Source organism: Flavobacterium sp. RSSB_23 (assembly GCF_051547145.1).
In the GTDB taxonomy this organism is placed as follows: Bacteria; Bacteroidota; Bacteroidia; order Flavobacteriales; family Flavobacteriaceae; genus Flavobacterium.
Genome location: NZ_JBPTTO010000007.1, coordinates 1 through 21,168, shown reverse-complemented (window position 1 = coordinate 21,168; position 21,168 = coordinate 1). Strand labels below are relative to the sequence as shown.

35 protein-coding genes are annotated in these 21,168 nt (G+C 33.5%); 1 reads left to right on the top strand and 34 read right to left on the bottom strand.

The window, feature by feature from the left end:
* Nucleotides 1-11: 11 nt before the first annotated feature.
* The 34 genes from carA to rpsL form a co-directional block, all read right to left on the bottom strand.
* Nucleotides 12-1,121, bottom strand: a complete 1,110-nt coding sequence (gene carA / locus ACSVH9_RS11505) for a glutamine-hydrolyzing carbamoyl-phosphate synthase small subunit (protein ID WP_438063818.1) — start codon at nucleotides 1,119-1,121, stop codon at nucleotides 12-14.
* 127 nt (nucleotides 1,122-1,248) lie between these two features.
* Nucleotides 1,249-1,950, bottom strand: coding sequence for a hypothetical protein (locus ACSVH9_RS11500; protein ID WP_438063817.1), 702 nt, complete (start codon nucleotides 1,948-1,950; stop codon nucleotides 1,249-1,251).
* Between the two features lie 121 nt (nucleotides 1,951-2,071).
* Nucleotides 2,072-2,560 carry a 50S ribosomal protein L17 gene (gene rplQ, locus ACSVH9_RS11495; protein WP_438063816.1) on the bottom strand — a complete coding sequence of 163 codons (489 nt, stop codon included), beginning with the start codon at nucleotides 2,558-2,560 and terminating at the stop codon, nucleotides 2,072-2,074.
* Between the two features lie 38 nt (nucleotides 2,561-2,598).
* Nucleotides 2,599-3,591 carry a DNA-directed RNA polymerase subunit alpha gene (locus tag ACSVH9_RS11490; protein ID WP_064716169.1) on the bottom strand — a complete coding sequence of 331 codons (993 nt, stop codon included), beginning with the start codon at nucleotides 3,589-3,591 and terminating at the stop codon, nucleotides 2,599-2,601.
* A gap of 21 nt (nucleotides 3,592-3,612) precedes the next feature.
* Nucleotides 3,613-4,218: a 30S ribosomal protein S4 gene (rpsD, locus tag ACSVH9_RS11485; protein ID WP_064716170.1), complete on the bottom strand. Its 606-nt coding sequence runs from the start codon at nucleotides 4,216-4,218 to the stop codon at nucleotides 3,613-3,615.
* A 94-nt stretch (nucleotides 4,219-4,312) separates the two neighbouring features.
* On the bottom strand, nucleotides 4,313-4,696 hold the full coding sequence (gene rpsK, locus ACSVH9_RS11480; RefSeq protein WP_007803677.1) for a 30S ribosomal protein S11: 384 nt from the start codon (nucleotides 4,694-4,696) through the stop codon (nucleotides 4,313-4,315).
* An 8-nt stretch (nucleotides 4,697-4,704) separates the two neighbouring features.
* Nucleotides 4,705-5,079 (bottom strand): 30S ribosomal protein S13, encoded by a 375-nt coding sequence (rpsM, locus tag ACSVH9_RS11475; protein WP_064716171.1) that lies wholly within the window; start codon nucleotides 5,077-5,079, stop codon nucleotides 4,705-4,707.
* A gap of 2 nt (nucleotides 5,080-5,081) precedes the next feature.
* Nucleotides 5,082-5,198 carry a type B 50S ribosomal protein L36 gene (gene ykgO / locus ACSVH9_RS11470; RefSeq protein ID WP_002987490.1) on the bottom strand — a complete coding sequence of 39 codons (117 nt, stop codon included), beginning with the start codon at nucleotides 5,196-5,198 and terminating at the stop codon, nucleotides 5,082-5,084.
* Nucleotides 5,199-5,209: 11 nt separating this feature from the next.
* Entirely contained in the window at nucleotides 5,210-5,425 is a 216-nt protein-coding gene (gene infA, locus ACSVH9_RS11465; protein WP_007136545.1) for a translation initiation factor IF-1, read from the bottom strand.
* A gap of 3 nt (nucleotides 5,426-5,428) precedes the next feature.
* Nucleotides 5,429-6,775 carry a preprotein translocase subunit SecY gene (gene secY / locus ACSVH9_RS11460; protein WP_438063815.1) on the bottom strand — a complete coding sequence of 449 codons (1,347 nt, stop codon included), beginning with the start codon at nucleotides 6,773-6,775 and terminating at the stop codon, nucleotides 5,429-5,431.
* Between the two features lie 13 nt (nucleotides 6,776-6,788).
* Complete coding sequence (gene rplO / locus ACSVH9_RS11455) at nucleotides 6,789-7,241, bottom strand: 50S ribosomal protein L15 (protein ID WP_438063814.1); 453 nt, start codon at nucleotides 7,239-7,241, stop codon at nucleotides 6,789-6,791.
* 11 nt (nucleotides 7,242-7,252) lie between these two features.
* Entirely contained in the window at nucleotides 7,253-7,435 is a 183-nt protein-coding gene (rpmD, locus tag ACSVH9_RS11450; protein WP_024981523.1) for a 50S ribosomal protein L30, read from the bottom strand.
* A gap of 11 nt (nucleotides 7,436-7,446) precedes the next feature.
* Nucleotides 7,447-7,971, bottom strand: a complete 525-nt coding sequence (rpsE, locus tag ACSVH9_RS11445) for a 30S ribosomal protein S5 (RefSeq protein ID WP_064716174.1) — start codon at nucleotides 7,969-7,971, stop codon at nucleotides 7,447-7,449.
* 6 nt (nucleotides 7,972-7,977) lie between these two features.
* Nucleotides 7,978-8,328, bottom strand: coding sequence for a 50S ribosomal protein L18 (gene rplR, locus ACSVH9_RS11440; RefSeq protein WP_064716175.1), 351 nt, complete (start codon nucleotides 8,326-8,328; stop codon nucleotides 7,978-7,980).
* Between the two features lie 11 nt (nucleotides 8,329-8,339).
* A complete protein-coding gene (rplF, locus tag ACSVH9_RS11435) occupies nucleotides 8,340-8,882 on the bottom strand; it encodes a 50S ribosomal protein L6 (protein WP_438063813.1) in 543 nt (180 codons plus the stop codon).
* A gap of 19 nt (nucleotides 8,883-8,901) precedes the next feature.
* Nucleotides 8,902-9,300 carry a 30S ribosomal protein S8 gene (rpsH, locus tag ACSVH9_RS11430; RefSeq protein WP_438063812.1) on the bottom strand — a complete coding sequence of 133 codons (399 nt, stop codon included), beginning with the start codon at nucleotides 9,298-9,300 and terminating at the stop codon, nucleotides 8,902-8,904.
* A gap of 102 nt (nucleotides 9,301-9,402) precedes the next feature.
* Nucleotides 9,403-9,672, bottom strand: coding sequence for a 30S ribosomal protein S14 (gene rpsN / locus ACSVH9_RS11425; protein ID WP_026707007.1), 270 nt, complete (start codon nucleotides 9,670-9,672; stop codon nucleotides 9,403-9,405).
* Between the two features lie 3 nt (nucleotides 9,673-9,675).
* Nucleotides 9,676-10,227 (bottom strand): 50S ribosomal protein L5, encoded by a 552-nt coding sequence (gene rplE / locus ACSVH9_RS11420; protein ID WP_064716178.1) that lies wholly within the window; start codon nucleotides 10,225-10,227, stop codon nucleotides 9,676-9,678.
* 2 nt (nucleotides 10,228-10,229) lie between these two features.
* Nucleotides 10,230-10,544: a 50S ribosomal protein L24 gene (gene rplX, locus ACSVH9_RS11415; protein ID WP_026727873.1), complete on the bottom strand. Its 315-nt coding sequence runs from the start codon at nucleotides 10,542-10,544 to the stop codon at nucleotides 10,230-10,232.
* 11 nt (nucleotides 10,545-10,555) lie between these two features.
* On the bottom strand, nucleotides 10,556-10,924 hold the full coding sequence (rplN, locus tag ACSVH9_RS11410) for a 50S ribosomal protein L14 (RefSeq protein WP_007803649.1): 369 nt from the start codon (nucleotides 10,922-10,924) through the stop codon (nucleotides 10,556-10,558).
* Nucleotides 10,925-10,926: 2 nt separating this feature from the next.
* Nucleotides 10,927-11,184 carry a 30S ribosomal protein S17 gene (gene rpsQ, locus ACSVH9_RS11405; RefSeq protein ID WP_159687102.1) on the bottom strand — a complete coding sequence of 86 codons (258 nt, stop codon included), beginning with the start codon at nucleotides 11,182-11,184 and terminating at the stop codon, nucleotides 10,927-10,929.
* Nucleotides 11,185-11,201: 17 nt separating this feature from the next.
* Nucleotides 11,202-11,393, bottom strand: coding sequence for a 50S ribosomal protein L29 (gene rpmC / locus ACSVH9_RS11400; RefSeq protein ID WP_159687104.1), 192 nt, complete (start codon nucleotides 11,391-11,393; stop codon nucleotides 11,202-11,204).
* Nucleotides 11,394-11,406: 13 nt separating this feature from the next.
* Nucleotides 11,407-11,832, bottom strand: a complete 426-nt coding sequence (rplP, locus tag ACSVH9_RS11395; protein ID WP_017495016.1) for a 50S ribosomal protein L16 — start codon at nucleotides 11,830-11,832, stop codon at nucleotides 11,407-11,409.
* 19 nt (nucleotides 11,833-11,851) lie between these two features.
* Nucleotides 11,852-12,604: a 30S ribosomal protein S3 gene (rpsC, locus tag ACSVH9_RS11390; RefSeq protein WP_024981513.1), complete on the bottom strand. Its 753-nt coding sequence runs from the start codon at nucleotides 12,602-12,604 to the stop codon at nucleotides 11,852-11,854.
* Between the two features lie 5 nt (nucleotides 12,605-12,609).
* Complete coding sequence (gene rplV / locus ACSVH9_RS11385) at nucleotides 12,610-13,023, bottom strand: 50S ribosomal protein L22 (protein WP_024981512.1); 414 nt, start codon at nucleotides 13,021-13,023, stop codon at nucleotides 12,610-12,612.
* Between the two features lie 6 nt (nucleotides 13,024-13,029).
* Nucleotides 13,030-13,308 carry a 30S ribosomal protein S19 gene (gene rpsS, locus ACSVH9_RS11380; protein ID WP_024981511.1) on the bottom strand — a complete coding sequence of 93 codons (279 nt, stop codon included), beginning with the start codon at nucleotides 13,306-13,308 and terminating at the stop codon, nucleotides 13,030-13,032.
* 6 nt (nucleotides 13,309-13,314) lie between these two features.
* Complete coding sequence (rplB, locus tag ACSVH9_RS11375) at nucleotides 13,315-14,139, bottom strand: 50S ribosomal protein L2 (RefSeq protein ID WP_078211180.1); 825 nt, start codon at nucleotides 14,137-14,139, stop codon at nucleotides 13,315-13,317.
* A gap of 6 nt (nucleotides 14,140-14,145) precedes the next feature.
* Entirely contained in the window at nucleotides 14,146-14,436 is a 291-nt protein-coding gene (gene rplW, locus ACSVH9_RS11370; protein ID WP_064716180.1) for a 50S ribosomal protein L23, read from the bottom strand.
* Nucleotides 14,437-14,442: 6 nt separating this feature from the next.
* The gene (gene rplD, locus ACSVH9_RS11365; RefSeq protein ID WP_159687109.1) at nucleotides 14,443-15,072 is read right to left on the bottom strand and encodes a 50S ribosomal protein L4; all 630 of its coding nucleotides are present in this window, start codon (nucleotides 15,070-15,072) and stop codon (nucleotides 14,443-14,445) included.
* Nucleotides 15,072-15,689 (bottom strand): 50S ribosomal protein L3, encoded by a 618-nt coding sequence (gene rplC, locus ACSVH9_RS11360; protein ID WP_024981507.1) that lies wholly within the window; start codon nucleotides 15,687-15,689, stop codon nucleotides 15,072-15,074. Before rplC ends, rplD begins: the two co-directional genes overlap by 1 nt.
* Before the next feature lie 153 nt (nucleotides 15,690-15,842).
* Nucleotides 15,843-16,148, bottom strand: a complete 306-nt coding sequence (gene rpsJ, locus ACSVH9_RS11355) for a 30S ribosomal protein S10 (protein ID WP_007803605.1) — start codon at nucleotides 16,146-16,148, stop codon at nucleotides 15,843-15,845.
* An 11-nt stretch (nucleotides 16,149-16,159) separates the two neighbouring features.
* Nucleotides 16,160-18,316, bottom strand: coding sequence for an elongation factor G (fusA, locus tag ACSVH9_RS11350; RefSeq protein WP_438063811.1), 2,157 nt, complete (start codon nucleotides 18,314-18,316; stop codon nucleotides 16,160-16,162).
* A gap of 11 nt (nucleotides 18,317-18,327) precedes the next feature.
* Nucleotides 18,328-18,804, bottom strand: coding sequence for a 30S ribosomal protein S7 (rpsG, locus tag ACSVH9_RS11345; protein WP_298294574.1), 477 nt, complete (start codon nucleotides 18,802-18,804; stop codon nucleotides 18,328-18,330).
* An 86-nt stretch (nucleotides 18,805-18,890) separates the two neighbouring features.
* Nucleotides 18,891-19,274, bottom strand: a complete 384-nt coding sequence (rpsL, locus tag ACSVH9_RS11340; RefSeq protein ID WP_007136570.1) for a 30S ribosomal protein S12 — start codon at nucleotides 19,272-19,274, stop codon at nucleotides 18,891-18,893.
* A 179-nt stretch (nucleotides 19,275-19,453) separates the two neighbouring features.
* On the opposite strand from rpsL, the gene ACSVH9_RS11335 reads away from it, so the two are divergent.
* The gene (locus tag ACSVH9_RS11335; protein WP_438063810.1) at nucleotides 19,454-21,163 is read left to right on the top strand and encodes a hypothetical protein; all 1,710 of its coding nucleotides are present in this window, start codon (nucleotides 19,454-19,456) and stop codon (nucleotides 21,161-21,163) included.
* Nucleotides 21,164-21,168: the final 5 nt, after the last annotated feature.

Here is a 21,168-nt window from a genome sequence, read left to right as displayed (position 1 = left end):
ACGATAACGTTTTAGCTTTTTGCTTTCTCAATATTCGAAATAAACTGATCAAATAAATACGATGAATCATGTGGTCCAGGGCTTGCTTCAGGATGATATTGAACAGAAAAACAATTTTTACTTTTCATTCTCATTCCTGCTACAGTAGAATCATTTAAATGTAGATGAGTAATTACTAAATCAGGATGTTTTTCTAATTCTTCTTTATTGACGGCAAATCCATGATTTTGAGAAGTAATTTCACCTTTTCCAGTTTCCAAATTAGTAACTGGATGATTGATACCTCTGTGACCATTAAACATTTTATAAGTAGAAACTCCGTTTGCTAATGCAATTACTTGATGTCCCAAACAAATTCCAAATAAAGGTTTATCTTTTTCTATAATTTGTTTTGCAACATTAATAGCGCTTTCAAGAGGATCAGGATCACCAGGCCCATTCGACAAAAAGTATCCATCAGGATTAAATGACGCTAAATCCTCAAAACTAGCATCATAAGGAAAGACTTTAATATAACAATCTCTTTTGGCAAGATTTCGTAGAATATTAGTTTTAATACCTAAATCTAAAGCAGCTACTTTATATTTTGCATTTTCATCACCATAAAAATAAGGAGTTTTTGTAGACACTCTAGAAGCTAGCTCCAAACCTTTCATATCAGGAACTTTAGCGAGTGCTAATTTTAAATCTTCGATTGGTGTCCCATCCGTACAAATAACAGCATTCATAGCACCATTTTCTCTGATATAACTCACAAGAGCTCTAGTATCAACATCAGAAATACAAATGAGGTTTTGCTTTTTAAAATAATTTTCAAGACTCTCAGTTGCATCTGGACGCGAATAGTTAAAACTAAAATTTTTACAAATAAGACCAGATATTTTAATATTGCCTGATTCTACTTCTTTATCATTAACACCATAGTTACCAATATGAGCATTTGTAGCTACCATTAATTGTCCAAAATAAGAAGGATCAGTGAAAATTTCTTGATATCCTGTCATTCCAGTGTTAAAACAAACTTCACCATAAGCGATTCCGCTTAAGCCAATTGATTTTCCATAGAAAATAGTTCCATCACTAAGTAATAATAAAGCTTGTTGTCTAGTTGTATATTTCATTTGCGGTTGTTGTTATTATTTTGCAAATTTAAACCAATTATTTAGGCTTGGTATTAAAAATGCAATAAAAATTTACAATTCAAAAGCTTTTAACAAAACACTATAAAAATGAAACTAATTATACAAATTACAAAATAGATTTATAATAATCTAAAATTTTACATATGTCTCCTTCATCATCATACTTAAGTTTATTTGTTTTAACATACTCCTTAATCAAATCACTTTTATCAATTAAAGCATTAAGAACAGCATTTTTCTTAAGTTGAACTTTTACTTTTCTTCCATTCAGAATAAAAAAATACGAGGATATTTGCGTATATTCAGCATCACTAATAATAACATTTGTCATTGGATTAATTACAGCTTTTGTTGTTGAAAGGTGGACATATTTCAAAAACTGTATTGAATTCAAATTGCAAATTTCAAGAGACAAACCTTTTAAATCCCCATCATTAAAAACTTTATATCGTTTGTCATTCTTTAAAACATAATCAAACTTATCTAAATCATATTGAAAAACTGAATCCTTCGATAAATAAGATTCTAAAGTTTTAGACTTTAGATTAAAATTTAAATTAACAACATTTATTGACTTACCACTTTTCAATACTACAATATAGTTACTATTAAAATTGGGAAACAAGTAAATTGAACCCTTAATAGTATTATCAACTACTACACCTGGCACCCATAAACCGGAGGTTCTGAGATTACCAACATAGCTAGAAGTATTAAAATCACTTACAGAAACGTTTTCAATATCGTTTTGGGAAAGTGCTTGAAAAAATGATAAAACAAAAATAAAAAGAAAACAAAGCTTTTTCATAATGGAATTTGTGTTAATTTATAAAATATTACGAATATAACTACAAATTTATGAAAAACAAAAAAAAGGGTAAACTATAAATAGCTTACCCTTAATTCTTATTGAATAATTATTTACATATTTATTCAGCAGCTTCAGCAGTTGGCTCAGCATTAACCTCAGGAGCTTCAGTAGCTTCTTCAACTTTTTTAGCTTTTCCACCACGACGGCTTTTTGCTTTTTTAACCTCTTTTTTACCTCCGTTGTAAAGTTCGTTAAAATCAACTAGTTCAATCATTGCCATATCAGCATTATCTCCCAAACGATTTCCAACTTTAATAATACGAGTATATCCACCTGGACGGTCTCCTACTTTTGCAGCTACATCTCTGAATAAATCAGTTACAGCATATTTATTACGTAAATAAGAGAAAACGATACGACGATTGTGAGTAGTATCAGCTTTAGATTTTGTTATAAGCGGCTCAACAAATTGTTTAAGCGCTTTAGCTTTAGCAACAGTAGTGTTAATACGTTTGTGCTCTATAAGAGAACAAGCCATATTAGCTAACATAGATTTTCTATGTGCAGTCTGTCTGCTTAAGTGATTATTTTTTTTTCCGTGTCTCATTGCTTTATGAATTTAATCGCGCCTCAAGGCGGATTAGATTATTCTTTATCTAGTTTGTATTTTGTCAAATCCATACCGAAAGTAAGGTTCTTCACTGCTACTAGTTCATCTAGTTCAGTTAAAGATTTTTTACCGAAATTACGGAACTTCATTAAGTCATTTTTATTAAAAGATACTAAATCACCAAGTGTATCAACTTCAGCCGCTTTCAAACAATTTAAAGCTCTAACAGATAAGTCCATATCAACAAGCTTAGTTTTAAGCAATTGTCTCATATGCAATGATTCTTCATCATACGATTCTGTTTGTGCTATTTCATCAGCCTCAAGTGTAATTCTTTCATCAGAAAATAACATGAAATGGTGAATTAAAACTTTAGCAGCTTCAGTAAGTGCATCTTTAGGATTAATAGATCCATCAGTTTTGATTTCAAAAACTAATTTTTCATAATCTGTTTTTTGCTCTACACGGAAGTTTTCAATAGCATATTTTACATTTTTTACTGGAGTAAAAATAGAATCTGTAAAAATAGTACCAATTGCTGCATTCTGTTTTTTGTTCTCTTCTGCAGGAACATAACCTCTACCTTTTTCAATAGTCAAATCAAAACTTAATTTGATTTTACTGTCTAAGTTACAAATAACAAGTTCTGGGTTCAAAACTTGAAATCCTGAAATAAACTTTTGAAAATCACCAGCTGTTAATTGATCTTTACCGGAAACAGAAATAGTAACTGATTCATTATCAATATCCTCAATTTGACGTTTAAAACGTACTTGTTTAAGATTTAAGATAATTTCGGTAACATCTTCAACAACTCCTGATATAGTGGAAAACTCATGATCTACACCTTCGATACGAACAGATGTTATTGCATATCCTTCTAATGCTGAAAGCAAAACTCTTCTAAGTGCATTACCTACGGTCAATCCGTAACCTGGTTCTAAAGGTCTAAATTCAAATTTACCTTCAAAATCGGTGGAATCGATCATGATAACTTTATCGGGCTTCTGAAAATTAAATATTGCCATAAATTTCGACTAAGTCAATTATTATTTGTTGTACAACTCTACGATTAATTGTTCTTTAATATTTTCAGGAATTTGAAGTCTTGCAGGTACAGAAACAAAAGTTCCTTCTTTAAGATCATTATTCCAAGTAATCCATTCATAAACATGACTTGAATTAGACAAAGAACGTTCGATAGCTTCTAATGATTTAGACTTTTCACGAACAGCAACTTTATCACCAGGCTTAAGGTGGTAAGAAGGAATATTTACAACTTCACCATTTACAGTAATGTGTCTGTGAGAAACGATTTGACGAGCACCTCTTCTAGAAGGAGCAATTCCCATTCTAAAAACTACATTATCCAATCTTGATTCACATAATTGTAATAAAACCTCACCAGTAACACCTTTAGTAGCTGATGCTTTTTCAAATAAATTTCTGAATTGTTTTTCTAAAATTCCATAAGAATATTTAGCTTTTTGCTTTTCCATTAACTGAACAGCATACTCAGATTTTTTTCCTCTTTTTTTAGCCATCCCGTGTTGTCCAGGAGGGTAATTTCTTTTTTCGAAAGCTTTGTCATCTCCGAAAATTGCTTCGCCAAATTTACGAGCGATTCTTGTGCTAGGACCAGTATATCTTGCCATTTTAATTTGTTTAAGATAGAAAATTATGAATTCAGGTCAAATCCTTCGATAATCTATGTTCTATCTAGGTTATACTATAAATAATTTTTGAGTATTAAACTCTACGTCTTTTAGGAGGACGACATCCATTGTGAGGCATTGGAGTAACATCAATAATTTCTGTAACTTCAATTCCACCATTATGTATAGAACGAATTGCAGACTCACGTCCGTTTCCTGGTCCTTTTACATATACTTTAACTTTTTTAAGTCCAGCCTCAAGAGCTACTTTACTACAATCTTCTGCTGCCATTTGGGCTGCGTATGGAGTATTCTTTTTAGAACCTCTGAAACCCATTTTACCAGCTGAAGACCAAGAAATAACTTCACCTTTTTTGTTTGTTAACGAAATGATGATGTTATTGAAGGTAGCAGAAATATGAGCCTCTCCCGTTGATTCAACGATAACTTTACGTTTTTTTGCAGTTGCTTTAGCCATATTACTTATTATTTAGTTGCTTTTTTCTTGTTAGCAACAGTTTTTCTTTTACCTTTTCTTGTTCTAGAGTTGTTTTTAGTTCTTTGTCCTCTTAATGGAAGACCCGATCTATGACGAATACCTCTGTAGCATCCAATATCCATTAAACGTTTGATGTTTAAAGAAACCTCTGAACGCAACTCTCCTTCAATTTTGAAAGCAGATACAGCTTCTCGGATTGCTCCAATCTCATCGTCATTCCAATCTTGAACTTTTTTATCTTGGCTTACTTGAGCTTTCTCTAAAATCTCAATTGCTCTACTTTTTCCTAATCCGAAGATATAGGTAAGTGCTATAACACCTCTCTTGTTTTTTGGGATATCTACCCCTGCTATTCTTGCCATAATTATCCTTGTCTTTGTTTAAATCTAGGATTCTTTTTGTTGATTACGTATAATCTGCCTTTTCTACGCACAATAATGCACTCGGCGCTTCTTTTTTTAACTGATGCTCTTACTTTCATTTTGAATATCTTTAATATCTATAAGTAATTCTTGCTTTTGACAAATCGTAAGGGCTCATCTCTAGTTTCACTTTATCACCAGGTAATAATTTGATATAATGCATACGCATTTTACCAGAAATGTGAGCAATTACAATATGTCCATTTTCTAACTCTACACGGAACATTGCATTAGATAATGCTTCTATAATTGATCCGTCTTGTTCTATTGCTGATTGTTTTGCCATAAATTAAGCTACTGCTTTTCTATTTTTACCACTTTTCATCAAACCATCATAGTGCTTATTCAACAAGTATGAATTAATTTGCTGCATTGTGTCAATAGCAACACCAACCATAATGATTAATGAAGTACCTCCAAAAAACATTGCCCAAGATTGCTGTACATCCATTAGACTCACAACAATTGCTGGGAACACAGCTATTAAAGCAAGAAATAGAGACCCTGGAAAAGTAATTAGTGACATCACTTTATCAAGATAATCAGATGTTTCAGCACCTGGTCTAACACCTGGGATGAAACCACCGCTTCTTTTCAAATCGTCAGACATTTTGTTAGTAGGAACAGTGATTGCTGTGTAAAAGAATGTAAAGATAACTATTAAGCTAGCAAATACAAAATTATACCAAAAACCAAAGATATCACTAAAAGCACTAACAATTGTTTGAGAAGTTTCTGATTTTGACAAACCAGCTACAGCAGCTGGAATAAACATAATAGCTTGAGCAAAAATAATCGGCATAACTCCAGAAGCATTTAACTTCAATGGAATCCATTGTCTATTACCGCCCATCATATCTTGTTCAAAATCTCCTGATGTCGTACGTCTTGCATACTGAACAGGAATTTTTCTTACCGCCATTACAAGCAACACACAAGAAATAATAACCAACATCCAAATGATAACTTCAATTACTAAAAGCATTAAACCACCATTGTTATTCGTTACTCTCGTTGTAAATTCTTGAATAAATGCTTGTGGGAATCTAGCTAAAATCCCTACCATAATAAGTAGAGAAATACCATTACCAATACCTTTATCAGTAATTTTTTCACCCAACCACATTGCAAAAATTGTACCTGTAACTAAGATAACTACAGAAGAAAATAAGAATTCAAAAGAATTAAAACCTAACAAAAAGGCATTACTTGGTAATGTTCTGTAAAGATTGTAGATGTAAGTTGGCCCTTGTACTAAGGTAATACCAATAGTTAACCAACGGGTAATCTGATTGATTTTTTTTCTACCGCTTTCTCCATCACTTTGTAGTTTTTGCAAATAAGGAATAGCAATTCCCATTAACTGAACTACAATAGAAGCAGAAATATACGGCATAATTCCTAATGCGAAAACAGACGCTTTAGAAAAAGCACCACCTGTAAACATATCCAAAATAGAACCGATACCTTCTTTTGTTTGACCAGCTAAACCAGTCAATTGAGTAGCATCAATTCCAGGAAGTGTTACATGGGCACCAAATCGATAAACTAAAAGAAGTCCTAGAGTTACTAGGATTCTGTTTTTTAGTTCCTCAATCTTCCAAACATTACTTAATGATTCAAAAAATTTCTTCATCTTTATTGAAAAATTATAATGTTACAGCTTCACCTCCAGCAGCTTCAATAGCAGCTTTTGCAGTAGCAGTAAATTTGTGAGCAGATACCTTTAATTTCGCTTTCAATTCACCTCTTCCTAAAATCTTAACGATTTCATTTTTGGTAGCCAAACGATTTGAAACATAAACTGTCATATCAACAGTATCAGTTACAAGACCATTATCAACCAATAATTGAAGTGTATCTAAATTAACACCTTCGTATTCTTTACGATTGATGTTTGTGAAACCAAACTTAGGAACACGTCTTTGAAGTGGCATTTGTCCACCTTCAAAACCAATCTTTTTAGAATAACCAGAACGAGATTTAGCTCCTTTGTGACCTCTTGCAGAAGTACCACCTTTACCAGAACCTTCACCTCTACCTAATCTCTTATTTTGATTGTGTGTAGAACCCTCAGCAGGTTGTAAATTACTTAAATTCATACCAGTATTTGTTATTTAATTTCTTCTACAGAAACTAAGTGTTTAACTTTATTTATCATCCCAAGGATAGCAGGATTAGAATCATGCTCTACAACTTGTCCCATTTTACGTAAACCCAAAGCTTCTAATCCTCTTTTTTGAGTAAGTGGACAGTTGATTTTGCTACGTACTTGTTTTACTAATAATTTAGCCATAATTTCTTAAATTAACCTTTAAAAACTTTCTCTAAAGAAACCCCTCTTTGTCTTGCAACTGTATGAGCGCTTCTCATTTGCAATAAAGCATCAAAAGTAGCTTTAACCACATTATGAGGATTTGATGAACCTTGAGATTTTGATAATACATCATGAATTCCTACTGATTCAAGAACTGAACGAACAGCTCCACCAGCAATAACTCCAGTACCATGAGAGGCAGGAATTAAAAATACACGTGCACCACCAAATTTACCTTTTTGTTCGTGAGGAACAGATTGACCGTTCAAAGGAATTCTAACTAAATTTTTCTTAGCATCTTCTACTGCTTTTGCAATAGCTTCAGAAACATCTTTAGATTTACCTAATCCGTGTCCAACTACTCCGTTTTCATCACCTACAACTACAATAGCAGAAAAACCAAAAGCTCTACCACCTTTTGTAACCTTAGTAACACGATTTACACTTACCAAACGATCTTTTAATTCAAGACCACTTGGTTTTACTAACTCTATATTCTTGTACTTATTAGACATACTATATTAGAATTTAAGCCCAGCCGCTCTTGCGCCTTCTGCTAATGATTTAATACGACCATGATATAAATAACCTCCTCTATCGAAAGTTACTGTTTCAATACCAGCTTTCAAAGCTTTCTCTGCAACTAATTTACCAACTGCAGTTGCAACTTCAATATTCGTACCTTTTCCTATTTCTTTTTCTCTTGAAGAGGCAGCTAACAAAGTAACACCATTTACATCATCAATTAATTGAGCATAAATTTCTTTGTTACTTCTAAAAACAGAAAGTCTCGGTTTAGTAGCTGAACCACTAATCGTTTTTCTAATTCTGAATCTAATTCTCTGTCTTCTTTCAGGTTTTGTTAATGACATAATCTTATTTTTTAAGCTGATTTACCTGCTTTTCTTCTTAATACTTCACCTACAAATTTAACCCCTTTACCTTTGTAAGGCTCTGGTTTACGGAAACCTCTAATTTTGGCAGCAACTTGTCCTAAAAGTTGTTTATCAAAAGAAGTTAACTTAACAATTGGGTTCTTTCCTTTTTCAGAAATAGTTTCCAAAGTTACCTCTGGAGCAATTTCTAAAATAATATTATGAGAAAAACCTAAGGCTAAATCTAGTTTTTGTCCTTGATTTGAAGCTCTATAACCAACTCCAACCAATTCTAAAGATTTAGTAAAACCTTCACTTACACCAACAATCATGTTATTGATTAAAGAACGGTATAAACCGTGTTTTGCTCTTTGGTCTTTGTGATCAGACGATCTTTCAATTGTAACTTGACCGTCTTCAACTTTTACAGTAACATCTGAATATTCCTGTGTTAGTTGACCATTTTTTCCTTTTACAGTAATAATACCATCCTTAACTTCTACAGTTACTCCGGCAGGGATTACAATTGGACTTTTACCTATTCTTGACATCTTATCTAGTCTTTAAAAATTAGTATACGTAACAAATTACTTCTCCTCCAACATTCAATTGCTTAGCTTGTTTTCCTGTCATCAAACCTTTTGATGTAGAAACAATAGCAATTCCTAATCCATTAAGGATTCTAGGCAATTTAGAAGCACCTGCGTATTTACGTAAACCTGGTTTACTAATTCTTTGGATATCTTTAATTACTGACTCTTTAGTAACTTTATCGTACTTCAAAGCAATTTTGATAGAACCCTGAACAGTGTTGTTCTCAAATTTGTAACTTAAGATGTAACCTTGATCAAATAAGATCTTAGTTATTTCTTTTTTTAGATTAGAAGCCGGAATTTCAACAACTTTGTGGTTTGCAGCCACAGCGTTTCTAACTCTCGTCAAATAATCTGCAATTGGATCTGTATACATATGTATTAATTTGCGGTAACGGTTTTCGAACTATTCGAACCTGAAACCAGTTTATAAATGTGAAAAAACAGACGTGATTACTCACGTCTGAATATTATTTTTCTACCAAGATGCTTTTTTAACACCTGGTATCAATCCATTGTTAGCCATTTCACGGAATGTAACACGTGAAATACCGAATTGACGCATATACCCTCTTGGTCTACCTGTTAATTTACAACGATTGTGCAAACGAACTGGTGAAGCATTTTTCGGTAATTTTTGCAAACCTACGAAATCTCCAGCTTCTAACAAAGCTTTTCTTTTCTCAGCATACTTAGCTACCGTTTTTTCTCTTTTCACCTCACGGGCTTTCATTGATTCTTTAGCCATATCTTAATTCTTTTTAAAAGGTAAACCTAATTCAGCCAACAATGACTTTGCTTCTTTATCTGTTTTTGCAGAAGTAACAAAGGAAATATCCATACCAGATATTTTGTTTACTTTATCAATATCAATTTCTGGGAAAATGATTTGCTCTAAAACCCCTAAGTTATAATTTCCTCTTCCGTCAAAACCTGTAGATTTAATACCACTGAAGTCTCTTACACGAGGCAAAGATGAAGTTATAAGTCTATCTAAAAACTCATACATTCTCTCTCCACGTAAAGTCACTTTTGCACCAATAGGCATCCCTTTTCTAAGTTTAAAAGACGCAACGTCTTTCTTAGAAATAGTAGCTACTGCTTTTTGTCCAGTAATCTTAGTTAACTCTTCAACTGCATAGTCAATTAGTTTTTTATCAGATACTGCTGCACCAACTCCTTTACTCAATACAATTTTTTCCAATTTTGGAACTTCCATTATATTTGAGTAACCGAACTCTTCTTTAAGAGCAGCAATAACTCTGCTCTTATATTCTTCTTTTAGTCTAGGTATATATGCCATTACTATAGTACTTGATTAGATTTTTTTGAAAATCTTACTTTCTTATCTCCTTCTACTCTAATACCTACTCTTGTAGTTTCCTTTGTTTTAGGATCTATAAGAGCAATGTTAGAAATTTGTATAGAAGCTTCCTTTTTTACAATACCACCTTGAGGGTTTTTAGCACTTGGCTTCGTGTGTTTGGAAACCATGTTTACACCTTCAACAATCGCTTTGTTTTTCTCACGGTAAACACGTAATACTTTACCTTCAGCACCTTTATGGTCTCCAGCAATTACTCTTACGATATCTCCTGATTTTATTTTTAGCTTTATCATCTTATAACGAATTAAAGCACTTCTGGTGCTAATGATACAATTTTCATGAATTGTTTTTCACGAAGTTCTCTTGCTACCGGACCAAAAACACGAGTTCCTCTCATTTCACCAGCTGCGTTTAACAACACACATGCATTGTCATCAAATCTGATGTATGAACCATCTGCTCTTCTTACTTCTTTTTTGGTACGTACAACAACTGCAGTTGAAACAGCTCCTTTTTTCACGTTTCCGTTTGGAGTTGCATCTTTGATAGAAACTACAATCTTGTCACCAACAGAGGCATACCTTCTTTTGGTACCTCCTAAAACACGGATAGTTAAAACTTCTTTAGCTCCTGTGTTATCTGCTACTTTTAGTCTTGATTCTTGTTGTACCATAATTATTTAGCTCTTTCAATGATTTCAACTAATCTCCAACATTTTGATTTACTCAAAGGACGCGTTTCGCTAATTCTTACAGTATCTCCAATGTTACAGTCGTTTGTTTCGTCGTGTGCAACAAATTTCTTTGTTTTCAACACGAACTTACCGTATAATGGGTGCTTTACTTTAGTTACTTGAGCAACAACAATAGACTTATCCATTTTGTTTGAAGTAACCACACCAATTCTTTCTTTTCTTAAATTTCTTTTTTCCATCTTTCAGCAGATTACAATTATTGTAACTCTCTTTTAGTAAGTTCTGTAGCTAATCTAGCAACCGCTCTACGTACACTTCTAATTTGAAGTGGATTTTCGATCGGAGAAATAGCGTGAGCCATTTTTAAATCGGCATAAACCTTTTTAGTTTGACTTAGTTTTTCTTGCAACTCCGCTGCAGAAAGATCTTTTATTTCTGATTGTTTCATAATATAATATAGATTATGCTTCGAAATCTCTTGCAACAACGAATTTAGTTTTTACTGGAAGCTTTTGAGCTGCTAGACGTAACGCCTCTTTAGCAACTGACAAAGGAACTCCTCCAACTTCGAACATAATTCTTCCAGGTTTAACTACAGCTGCCCAATATTCAACGGCACCTTTACCTTTACCCATACGTACCTCAAGAGGCTTCTTAGTGATTGGTTTGTCTGGAAATATTTTAATCCATAATTGTCCTTCTCTTTTCATATAACGAGTTGCAGCGATACGTGCAGCTTCGATTTGACGAGAGGTTAAGAACATTCCATCTTCATGTACAGATTTAATACCAAACATTCCATTTGAAAGTTCATGTCCTCTTTGAGAATTCCCTTTCATTTTACCCTTTTGTACCTTACGATACTTTGTTCTTTTAGGCTGTAACATTTTTCTTTAGTTTAAAAATTTACTTTCTTTTACGAGCGTCTGGTTTTCCACCTTTATTGAAAGGCTTTCTGTCTCCTCTAGAAGAATCTCCTCCTTTACCACCAGCTTGTTTTTTATCCATGCCAGCAAGTGGAGAAAGATCTCTCTTTCCGTAAACTTCACCTTTCATGATCCACACTTTAATTCCCATTCTACCATATGTAGTATGAGCCTCAGCAAGTGCATAATCAATATCAGCTCTGAAAGTTGATAGAGGAATTCTACCTTCTTTGAAACCTTCTGAACGTGCCATCTCAGCACCATTCAAACGACCAGAGATTAAAACTTTAATTCCTTCAGCATTCATACGCATAGAGGCTGCGATAGCCATTTTAATAGCACGTCTGTAAGAAATTCTGCTTTCAATTTGACGACAGATGCTTGTAGCAACTAGATACGCGTCAAGTTCAGGTCTTTTAATTTCAAAGATGTTAATTTGAACCTCTTTGTCTGTAATTTTCTTAAGTTCTTCTTTCAACTTGTCTACCTCTTGTCCGCCTTTACCGATAATGATACCAGGCCTAGCAGTAGTGATAGTAACGGTTACAAGTTTCAAAGTTCTCTCGATGATTACTTTTGATACACTAGCTTTTGATAAACGAGCATGAACATACTTTCTGATTTTGTGATCTTCGGCTAATTTATCACCGTAATCATTTCCACCATACCAGTTTGAGTCCCATCCTCTGATGATACCAAGTCTATTTCCAATTGGATTTGTCTTTTGTCCCATGCTGCTTAAGAATTGCTTTGTGTGTTATTGATAGCTCCCAACACGATTGTCACGTGATTTGAACGTTTTCTTATTCTGTGTGCTCTTCCTTGTGGAGCTGGACGAAGTCTTTTCAACATCATTCCACCATCTACACGGATTTCCTTAACAAATAAACCAGCTTCTTCTAAACTAGCTTCACTATTTTTTTGCTCCCAGTTATTGATTGCAGATAATAATAGTTTTTCTAATTTTCTTGAAGCTTCTTTAGAACTAAATCTTAATATGTTAAGTGCTCTTTCTACCTTCTGACCTCTTACTAGATCTGCTACTAAGCGCATTTTTCTAGGTGAAGTAGGGCAGTTATTTAACTTCGCGAAAGCAATAGACTTATTAGCCTCTTTTCTCGCATCTGCTGTTTCTCTTTTACGAACTCCCATTGCTTCTTATTTTTTACCTTTATTTTTTGCTCCAGCATGACCTCTAAAAGATCTAGTTGGTGAAAATTCTCCTAATTTATGTCCTACCATGTTTTCAGTAACGTAAACAGGTACAAATTGACGACCGTTATGAACTGCGATAGTTTGTCCAACAAAGTCTGGAGTAATCATAGAAGCTCTAGACCAAGTCTTTACAACTCCTTTATTACCACCTGCGATGTTTTCTTCAACTTTCTTTTCTAACTTATAATGAACGAAAGGTCCTTTTTTTAATGAACGTGCCATATCTTATTATTTCTTTCTACGTTCTACGATATACTTGTTACTCGGGTTTTTCTTAGAACGTGTTCTATAACCTTTAGCTGGTATTCCATTTCTTGAACGTGGATGTCCACCAGAAGAACGTCCTTCTCCACCACCCATTGGGTGATCAACAGGGTTCATTGCAACAGGTCTTGTTCTAGGTCTTCTTCCTAACCATCTAGTTCTACCAGCTTTTCCTGATACAACTAATTGATGATCTGAATTAGAAACTGCTCCTATAGTAGCCGAACACGTTAACAAAATTAATCTTGTTTCACCTGATGGCATTTTAATAGTTGCGTATTTTCCATCTCTTGCCATTAATTGAGCAAATGTTCCAGCAGAACGAGCAATTACAGCCCCTTGACCTGGTCTCAATTCGATACAAGAAATTACAGTTCCTAGTGGAACTCTACTTAAAGGTAAAGTGTTACCAATTTCAGGCTGAGATTCAGCACCAGAAACTACTTTCTGACCAACTTTCAAACCATTTTGAGCGATAACATAAGTTTTCTCACCATCAGCATAAGCTAATAAAGCGATAAAAGCAGTACGATTTGGATCGTATTCAATTGATTTTACCGTAGCTGGAATTCCTTCTTTTGTACGTTTAAAATCGATAATACGATATCTCTGCTTGTGACCACCACCCGTATAACGCATGGTCATCTTTCCTTGACTATTTCTACCTCCAGAGTTTTTTATCGGCGCTATCAAAGAGCGTTCCGGCTTATCAGTTGTAATAGCGTCATAACCATTCACAACTCTAAATCGCTGACCTGGGGTAATAGGTTTTAATTTTCTTACTGACATTTTATCTTAGATATTGTTGTAAAAATCAATTGTTTCTCCTTCTTGTACTTGAACAATTGCTTTTTTAATTGCATTTGTCTTTCCACTGATTAAACCACTTTTAGTGTATTTTGTAGTTCTGTCTGGTCTTACATTCATAGTATTAACACTAACAACGTTTACTCCGTAAGCAGCCTCAACAGCTTTCTTAATTTCAACTTTGTTTGCTTTTCTGTTAACTTCGAATCCAAAACGGTTCAAAACTTCACTTTCTTTGGTTACTTTTTCCGTTACTATAGGTTTAATTATGATGCTCATATCCTATTATTTACTTAAATTATCTTCAATTACTTCCAAAGAACTCTCCAAAAGCACTAAATTATTAGCATTTAAAATAGCGTAAGTGCTTAATTCTGAACTACTTACAACATTAGACGCCTTTAAATTACGTGACGACAAATATACATTTTTATTGGTATCACCCAATATAAATAGTGATTTTTTATTTTCTAACTCTAAAGCTTTCAAAACATTAATGAAATTTTTAGTGCTTGGCGTTTCAAAATTAAAGTCTTCCAAAACAATGATGTTTGATTCTTTAGCTTTAATAGAGAAAGCAGATTTTCTAGCCAATCTTTTTAAGTTTTTATTCAATTTGAATGAATAACTTCTTGGTCTTGGCCCAAAAACAGTTCCACCACCTTTAAACAATGGATTTTTTGCACTACCCGCACGAGCAGTACCAGTTCCTTTTTGTTTTTTAATCTTACGAGTACTTCCTGCTACTTCAGCTCTTTCTTTAGCTTTGTGCGTACCTTGTCTTTGATTAGCAAGATATTGCTTAACATCAAGATATACTGCGTGATTATTTGGTTCAATTGCGAATACTGAATCAGAAAGTTGAACTTTTCTTCCAGTATCTTTTCCGTTGAAATCTAATACTTTTACTTCCATTACTTCTGAATGATTACATAAGAGTTGTTATGCCCAGGAACACATCCTTTAATAACTAGTAAGTTCTTATCAGAAACTACTTTTAAAACTCTAAGGTTTTGAACTTTTACATTTTCTCCTCCCATTCTTCCAGCCATACGCATTCCTTTGAATACTCTAGACGGATAAGAAGAAGCTCCTACAGAACCCGGCGCTCTTAAACGGTTATGCTGACCATGAGTTGCTTGACCAACACCACCAAAACCGTGACGTTTCACAACCCCTTGAAAACCTTTACCTTTAGACACACCTTGTACATCCACAAATTCTCCTTCTTCAAAAATAGAAACATCAATAAGATCTCCTAATTTTTGTTCAGTTGCAAAATCTTGAAATTCAACGACTTTTTTCTTAGCAACAGTTCCCGCTTTTTTAAAGTGACCTAAAGCCGCTTTCGTGGAATGTTTCTCGTTTTTGTCATCGAAACCAAGTTGCAACGCTTCATACCCGTCAACCTCTTTGGTTCTGACTTGGGTAACAACACATGGTCCAGCTTCGATTACTGTACAAGGAATATTTTTCCCGTTTTCATCGAAAATACTAGTCATGCCGATTTTTCTACCAATTAACCCAGACATAAATATTAATTATTAATTATTAAATATAAATATAGAACGCAGCTTTTAAGCAAATTCTATTTTTTTGTGGGTGCAAAGGTATAACTTATTTACACACAATCCAAAAAATATTTTTTTGCCTAAAAACAGCGTTCTTAAATACTCTAGAACTACTTAAACTTTGATTTCAACTTCAACTCCACTAGGCAATTCTAATTTCATTAAAGCATCAATTGTTTTAGATGAAGAAGAATAAATATCAATTAATCTCTTATATGACATTACTTCAAACTGCTCTCTTGCTTTCTTATTTACGTGCGGAGAACGCAATACTGTAAATAATTTTTTGTGTGTTGGCAATGGAATTGGACCAGTTACCACAGCACCAGTAGTTTTTACTGTTTTCACAATCTTTTCAGCAGATTTATCCACCAACATATGATCGTAAGATTTCAATTTTATTCTGATTTTTTGACTCATTTTCTTAAAGATTATGCGTTTCCTTTTGCTTTTTTGATAACTGCTTCTGAAATATTAGAAGGTGTTTCAGCGTAGTGTGAAAATTCCATTGTAGATGTTGCACGACCTGAAGACAAAGTTCTTAAAGTTGTAACATATCCAAACATTTCTGATAACGGAACATCAGCCTTAATAGTTTTTGCACCATTTCTATCACCCATATCATTTACCTGACCTCTACGACGGTTAATATCACCAACGATATCCCCCATGTTTTCTTCTGGTGTAATAACCTCCATTTTCATGATAGGCTCAAGAATAATAGCTCCAGCAGCTTTAGCAACTTCTCTATAACCCATTCTAGCTGCTAATTCAAAAGAAAGAGCATCAGAATCCACAGGGTGGAAAGATCCATCTAATAAAGTTACTTTCAAACTATCCACTTGATAACCTGCCAAAGGACCAGTTTTCATAGCTTCACGGAAACCTTTTTCAACTGCAGGAATATATTCTTTTGGAACGTTTCCTCCTTTTACCTCATTAACAAACTGCAATCCAACTGGAACTTTTCCATCAACCTCATCTGCAGGCTCAACTCTAAATACAATATCACCGAATTTACCGCGACCACCAGATTGTTTTTTGTAAGTTTCTCTATGTTGAGCAGATTTTGTAAACGCTTCTTTATATTCAACTTGAGGCTCACCTTGATTTACCTCAACTTTAAATTCACGTTTCATACGATCCACAAGGATATCCAAGTGCAACTCACCCATACCTGAGATAATAGTTTGCCCAGAAGCCTCATCTGTTCTAACAGTAAACGTAGGATCTTCTTCAGCTAATTTAGCCAAAGCCATACCCATTTTATCAACGTCAGCTTTAGTTTTAGGCTCAATAGCAATACCAATTACTGGCGCAGGGAATTTCATAGACTCAAGAATAATTGGGTGTTTTTCATCACACAATGTATCTCCAGTTTTAATATCTTTAAATCCAACAGCAGCTCCAATATCACCCGCTTCAATATACTCGATTGGATTTTGCTTGTTAGCATGCATTTGGTAAATACGAGAAATTCTTTCTTTGTTTCCAGAACGAGTGTTCAACACATAAGAACCAGCATCTAATCTTCCAGAGTACGCACGGAAGAAAGCTAAACGACCTACGAATGGGTCAGTTGCAATCTTAAATGCTAAAGCAGCAAACGGCTCTTTTACATCTGGCTTACGTAAGATTTGAGTTTGATCTTCTTCCAATAATTCAGCATCATCTGGATGAATACCAGAGATTCCTTCTTTATCCATTGGAGAAGGCAAGTATTTACATACTGCATCTAACATGAATTGAACCCCTTTGTTTTTGAATGAAGAACCAGCAATCATCGGAATGATAGCCATATCCATTGTAGCTGCTCTTAGTGCATTATTAATCTCTTCTTCAGTAATAGAATTTTCATCTTCCATATACTTATCCAAAAGATTCTCATCATAAGTAGCAATTTCCTCAATTAGAATTGAACGATAGTGTTTCACTTCGTCAATCATATCTGCAGGAATATCAACAATATCAAAAGTCGCTCCTTGTGTAGCATCATGCCAAACAATAGCTTGATTTTTAACCAAGTCAACCACTCCTTTAAAGTCATTTTCTTCACCAATTGGCAAAGTGATAGCTACCGCGTTTGATTTCAACATATCTTTTACTTGTTGACAAACTGCTAAGAAATTAGACCCTTGACGGTCCATTTTATTAACAAACCCCATACGAGGCACACGGTATTGATCAGCTAATCTCCAGTTAGTTTCAGATTGAGGCTCAACACCATCAACCGCACTAAATAAGAAAACCAATCCATCTAATACACGTAACGAACGGTTTACCTCTACTGTAAAGTCAACGTGACCAGGAGTATCGATTATGTTAAAGTGATACGGTTTAGATTCTGGTAAAATTTTACCTTGCTCAGTTGGAAAATTCCATTCACAAGTTGTAGCTGCAGAAGTAATGGTAATACCTCTTTCTTGCTCTTGTGCCATCCAGTCCATTGTTGCAGCACCATCGTGTACTTCACCAATTTTGTGTGATTTTCCAGTATAGAATAATATACGCTCAGTTGTTGTTGTTTTACCAGCATCAATGTGAGCAGCAATTCCAATATTTCTTGTATATTTTAGATCTCTTGCCATTTCTCTATGAATTAAAATCTAAAGTGAGAGAAAGCTTTGTTAGCTTCTGCCATTTTGTGAGTATCCATTCTTTTCTTAACAGCAGCTCCTTCTTCTTTAGCCGCAGCTAAACATTCTGAAGCCAATCTTTGTGCCATTGATTTTTCGTTTCTTCTTCTTGAATAAAGAATTAACCATTTCATAGCCATAGATATTTTTCTGTCTGGACGAATTTGCATTGGAATTTGAAATGTAGCCCCTCCAACTCTACGACTACGCACTTCTACGTGTGGCATAACGTTAGTTAAAGCATCTTTCCAAATTTCTAAAGCTGATTTTTCATCATTTTGCTTTTTAGTTTCAATGATATCAATTGCATCATAAAAAACTTTAAAAGCTGTTGATTTCTTACCATCCCACATTAAGTTGTTCACAAAACGCGTTACCAATTGATCGTTAAATCTTGGATCCGGTAAAAGTGGTCTTTTCTTTGCCGCTCTTTTTCTCATGTCTTTTTTTAATTTTTTGTCATTAGCATAACTTCTCAAACAGAATTATAAATTCCATTTAAAAATCACACATTTAACTTTTTAAATTACTTTTTTGCTTCTTTTGGGCGTTTAGCACCATACTTAGATCTTCTTTGCGTTCTTCCAGCAACACCTGATGTATCAAGCGCACCACGAACGATGTGATATCTAACTCCTGGTAAATCTTTTACCCTTCCACCCCTAACTAATACTATCGAGTGCTCTTGTAAATTGTGTCCTTCTCCAGGGATGTAAGCATTCACTTCATTACCATTTGTCAAACGTACACGCGCAACTTTACGCATTGCAGAGTTTGGTTTTTTTGGTGTAGTAGTGTAAACACGCGTACAAACCCCTCTTCTTTGAGGACAAGAATCTAAAGCAACCGATTTACTCTTCTTAGTTATCTGAGTTCTTCCTGTTCTTACTAATTGTTGAATTGTTGGCATAATTAATACTAAAAATTTCTTATTATATTAAATTCCCGCTTTTTACGGGGTTGCAAATGTATAAAATATTTTTCACTATACAAACCATAATTCATTAATTTTCAATATCCTTATTTTAGATTATGAATTCCATAACATTCGGCAGATATTTGCGTTACTTTAAATTCAAACCAATAACATTGAGATATTTACTTCTACTTATCTTTTTCACCACCACATTCCAAGTATGCTTTGGTCAAAAGCTCACTTTGAAAATAACTGGAAAAACCGGAAAGGAAACAAAAATAATAGATTCTTTAAACTACAGCCGAGTTCACACCAACATAACATCTATAAAAAAAGAACTCCAATTAATTTCACATAAACTAGAAAAAATTGGCTACATAGAAAACAACCCAAGCGTTATTGAGAAAAAAGATGACAGTACATTTCACACAGAAATAGAATTAAAAGCGCAAATAAATAGCATACATATATATATAGGTAAAAACCAATATCTAAAACAATTATTCAACCAAGACACAAATAAAGATACTTTAAGAATTAAATATTCCGAAAGCAACACTTTATTGGAAGAATTTATTAAAAAATTAGAAGCAAATGGTTATCCGTTAGCAAAAGTGCAATTAGTAGACATAAAAAGAAAAAACAAGATATTAATTGCTGACCTAAGCATAAAGCCCAATAGTCAGAGAAAAATCAATCAGATAGTAATAAAAAATAATGATTCAGAAAAAAAACATAATTATTTTCCACAAAATCATTTGTCACAAATCAATAAAAAATTTAAAAACAAAATACTAAACCAAAAAACCATTGAATTATTAAAAGATCAATTCAATAACTACCCTTTTATAAGACAAATTAAAGACCCCGAAATACTTTTTAGCAATGACTCGACAATTGCATACGTATATATAGAAAAAAAAGCAGCAAATTCATTTGACGGATACATTGGCATTGGAAACAACAATCAAGACAAAACAAGACTCAACGGATACTTAGACATCCAATTAAACAACCTATTAAAGAAAGGCGAAGAGTTTTACATCTACTGGAAAAGCGACGGTAACAACCAAAAAACTTTTAATGCAGGAATTAAACTTGATTATTTATTTAGATCACCAATAGGACTTAAGGCCAATTTAAATATTTTCAAACAAGATAGCACTTTTCAAAACTCTAAAACACTGATTGACATAACATACCCTATCAATATTAAAACAAAAGTTTACACAGGAATAGAATCAACAGTATCAAGCGATATACAAAACAACAATATCAAAGTAAGCGATTTCAACAATCAATTCATTACAACAGGAATGGATTACCTAAAAACAGACACAAACAGTACTTTATTCCCTGATAAAACAAAAGTGAATTTAAGAGTTGGTATCGGCCACAGAGACAACATAGACTCAAACAACAACAAAACAAAAGAAAAACAATTTTTTACACAGCTCGAACTCACACATCATTTCTACATTAACAAAAAAAACAGCTTCTTTATAAAAAACCAAAACTATTATTTAAAAAGCAACACATACTTAACAAATGAATTATTTCGCTTTGGGGGCTTATACTCCATCCGTGGTTTTACAGAAAACAGCTTAAAAGCAAATTTCGCATCAATCATCATTACTGAATATAGATTTCTTTTAAATAAAAACTTATACTTACATTCCGTAATTGACTACGCAATATATAAAGACCAAAGTATCTTAACAAGTGTTCAAAAAATTAACACTATAAAAACTATCGGTTTTGGTCTGGGAATACTAACAAATAATGGAATTTTAAAATTTTCAATAACAAATGGCTCAAATTACGATACCGATATAAAATTTTTTAACAGCATAGTTAACTTGTGCTATAATGTTAAATTTTAAAAAAA

What these genes read in the sequence shown, in the direction of transcription:
- carA (WP_438063818.1), bottom strand. Translation starts at nt 1,121, where the DNA reads ATGAAATATACAACTAGACAACAAGCTTTATTATTACTTAGTGATGGA.
- ACSVH9_RS11500 (WP_438063817.1), bottom strand. Translation starts at nt 1,950, where the DNA reads ATGAAAAAGCTTTGTTTTCTTTTTATTTTTGTTTTATCATTTTTTCAA.
- rplQ (WP_438063816.1), bottom strand. Translation starts at nt 2,560, where the DNA reads ATGAGACACGGAAAAAAAAATAATCACTTAAGCAGACAGACTGCACAT.
- ACSVH9_RS11490 (WP_064716169.1), bottom strand. Translation starts at nt 3,591, where the DNA reads ATGGCAATATTTAATTTTCAGAAGCCCGATAAAGTTATCATGATCGAT.
- rpsD (WP_064716170.1), bottom strand. Translation starts at nt 4,218, where the DNA reads ATGGCAAGATATACTGGTCCTAGCACAAGAATCGCTCGTAAATTTGGC.
- rpsK (WP_007803677.1), bottom strand. Translation starts at nt 4,696, where the DNA reads ATGGCTAAAGCAACTGCAAAAAAACGTAAAGTTATCGTTGAATCAACG.
- rpsM (WP_064716171.1), bottom strand. Translation starts at nt 5,079, where the DNA reads ATGGCAAGAATAGCAGGGGTAGATATCCCAAAAAACAAGAGAGGTGTT.
- ykgO (WP_002987490.1), bottom strand. Translation starts at nt 5,198, where the DNA reads ATGAAAGTAAGAGCATCAGTTAAAAAAAGAAGCGCCGAGTGCATTATT.
- infA (WP_007136545.1), bottom strand. Translation starts at nt 5,425, where the DNA reads ATGGCAAAACAATCAGCAATAGAACAAGACGGATCAATTATAGAAGCA.
- secY (WP_438063815.1), bottom strand. Translation starts at nt 6,775, where the DNA reads ATGAAGAAATTTTTTGAATCATTAAGTAATGTTTGGAAGATTGAGGAA.
- rplO (WP_438063814.1), bottom strand. Translation starts at nt 7,241, where the DNA reads ATGAATTTAAGTAATTTACAACCTGCTGAGGGTTCTACACACAATCAA.
- rpmD (WP_024981523.1), bottom strand. Translation starts at nt 7,435, where the DNA reads ATGGCTAAATTATTAGTAAAACAAGTACGTAGCAAAATCAACTGTCCA.
- rpsE (WP_064716174.1), bottom strand. Translation starts at nt 7,971, where the DNA reads ATGTCTAATAAGTACAAGAATATAGAGTTAGTAAAACCAAGTGGTCTT.
- rplR (WP_064716175.1), bottom strand. Translation starts at nt 8,328, where the DNA reads ATGTCATTAACAAAACCTGAAAGAAGACAGAGAATTAGATTCAGAATT.
- rplF (WP_438063813.1), bottom strand. Translation starts at nt 8,882, where the DNA reads ATGTCAAGAATAGGTAAAAGTCCAATTGTAATCCCTGCCGGAGTAACT.
- rpsH (WP_438063812.1), bottom strand. Translation starts at nt 9,300, where the DNA reads ATGTATACAGATCCAATTGCAGATTATTTGACGAGAGTTAGAAACGCT.
- rpsN (WP_026707007.1), bottom strand. Translation starts at nt 9,672, where the DNA reads ATGGCTAAAGAATCAATGAAAGCCCGTGAGGTGAAAAGAGAAAAAACG.
- rplE (WP_064716178.1), bottom strand. Translation starts at nt 10,227, where the DNA reads ATGGCATATATACCTAGACTAAAAGAAGAATATAAGAGCAGAGTTATT.
- rplX (WP_026727873.1), bottom strand. Translation starts at nt 10,544, where the DNA reads ATGATAAAGCTAAAAATAAAATCAGGAGATATCGTAAGAGTAATTGCT.
- rplN (WP_007803649.1), bottom strand. Translation starts at nt 10,924, where the DNA reads ATGGTACAACAAGAATCAAGACTAAAAGTAGCAGATAACACAGGAGCT.
- rpsQ (WP_159687102.1), bottom strand. Translation starts at nt 11,184, where the DNA reads ATGGAAAAAAGAAATTTAAGAAAAGAAAGAATTGGTGTGGTTACTTCA.
- rpmC (WP_159687104.1), bottom strand. Translation starts at nt 11,393, where the DNA reads ATGAAACAATCAGAAATAAAAGATCTTTCTGCAGCGGAGTTGCAAGAA.
- rplP (WP_017495016.1), bottom strand. Translation starts at nt 11,832, where the DNA reads ATGTTACAGCCTAAAAGAACAAAGTATCGTAAGGTACAAAAGGGTAAA.
- rpsC (WP_024981513.1), bottom strand. Translation starts at nt 12,604, where the DNA reads ATGGGACAAAAGACAAATCCAATTGGAAATAGACTTGGTATCATCAGA.
- rplV (WP_024981512.1), bottom strand. Translation starts at nt 13,023, where the DNA reads ATGGGAGTTCGTAAAAGAGAAACAGCAGATGCGAGAAAAGAGGCTAAT.
- rpsS (WP_024981511.1), bottom strand. Translation starts at nt 13,308, where the DNA reads ATGGCACGTTCATTAAAAAAAGGACCTTTCGTTCATTATAAGTTAGAA.
- rplB (WP_078211180.1), bottom strand. Translation starts at nt 14,139, where the DNA reads ATGTCAGTAAGAAAATTAAAACCTATTACCCCAGGTCAGCGATTTAGA.
- rplW (WP_064716180.1), bottom strand. Translation starts at nt 14,436, where the DNA reads ATGAGCATCATAATTAAACCTATAGTAACGGAAAAAGTAACCAAAGAA.
- rplD (WP_159687109.1), bottom strand. Translation starts at nt 15,072, where the DNA reads ATGGAAGTAAAAGTATTAGATTTCAACGGAAAAGATACTGGAAGAAAA.
- rplC (WP_024981507.1), bottom strand. Translation starts at nt 15,689, where the DNA reads ATGTCTGGGTTAATTGGTAGAAAAATCGGCATGACTAGTATTTTCGAT.
- rpsJ (WP_007803605.1), bottom strand. Translation starts at nt 16,148, where the DNA reads ATGAGTCAAAAAATCAGAATAAAATTGAAATCTTACGATCATATGTTG.
- fusA (WP_438063811.1), bottom strand. Translation starts at nt 18,316, where the DNA reads ATGGCAAGAGATCTAAAATATACAAGAAATATTGGAATTGCTGCTCAC.
- rpsG (WP_298294574.1), bottom strand. Translation starts at nt 18,804, where the DNA reads ATGAGAAAAAGAGCGGCAAAGAAAAGACCACTTTTACCGGATCCAAGA.
- rpsL (WP_007136570.1), bottom strand. Translation starts at nt 19,274, where the DNA reads ATGCCAACAATTCAACAATTAGTAAGAACAGGAAGAACTCAGATAACT.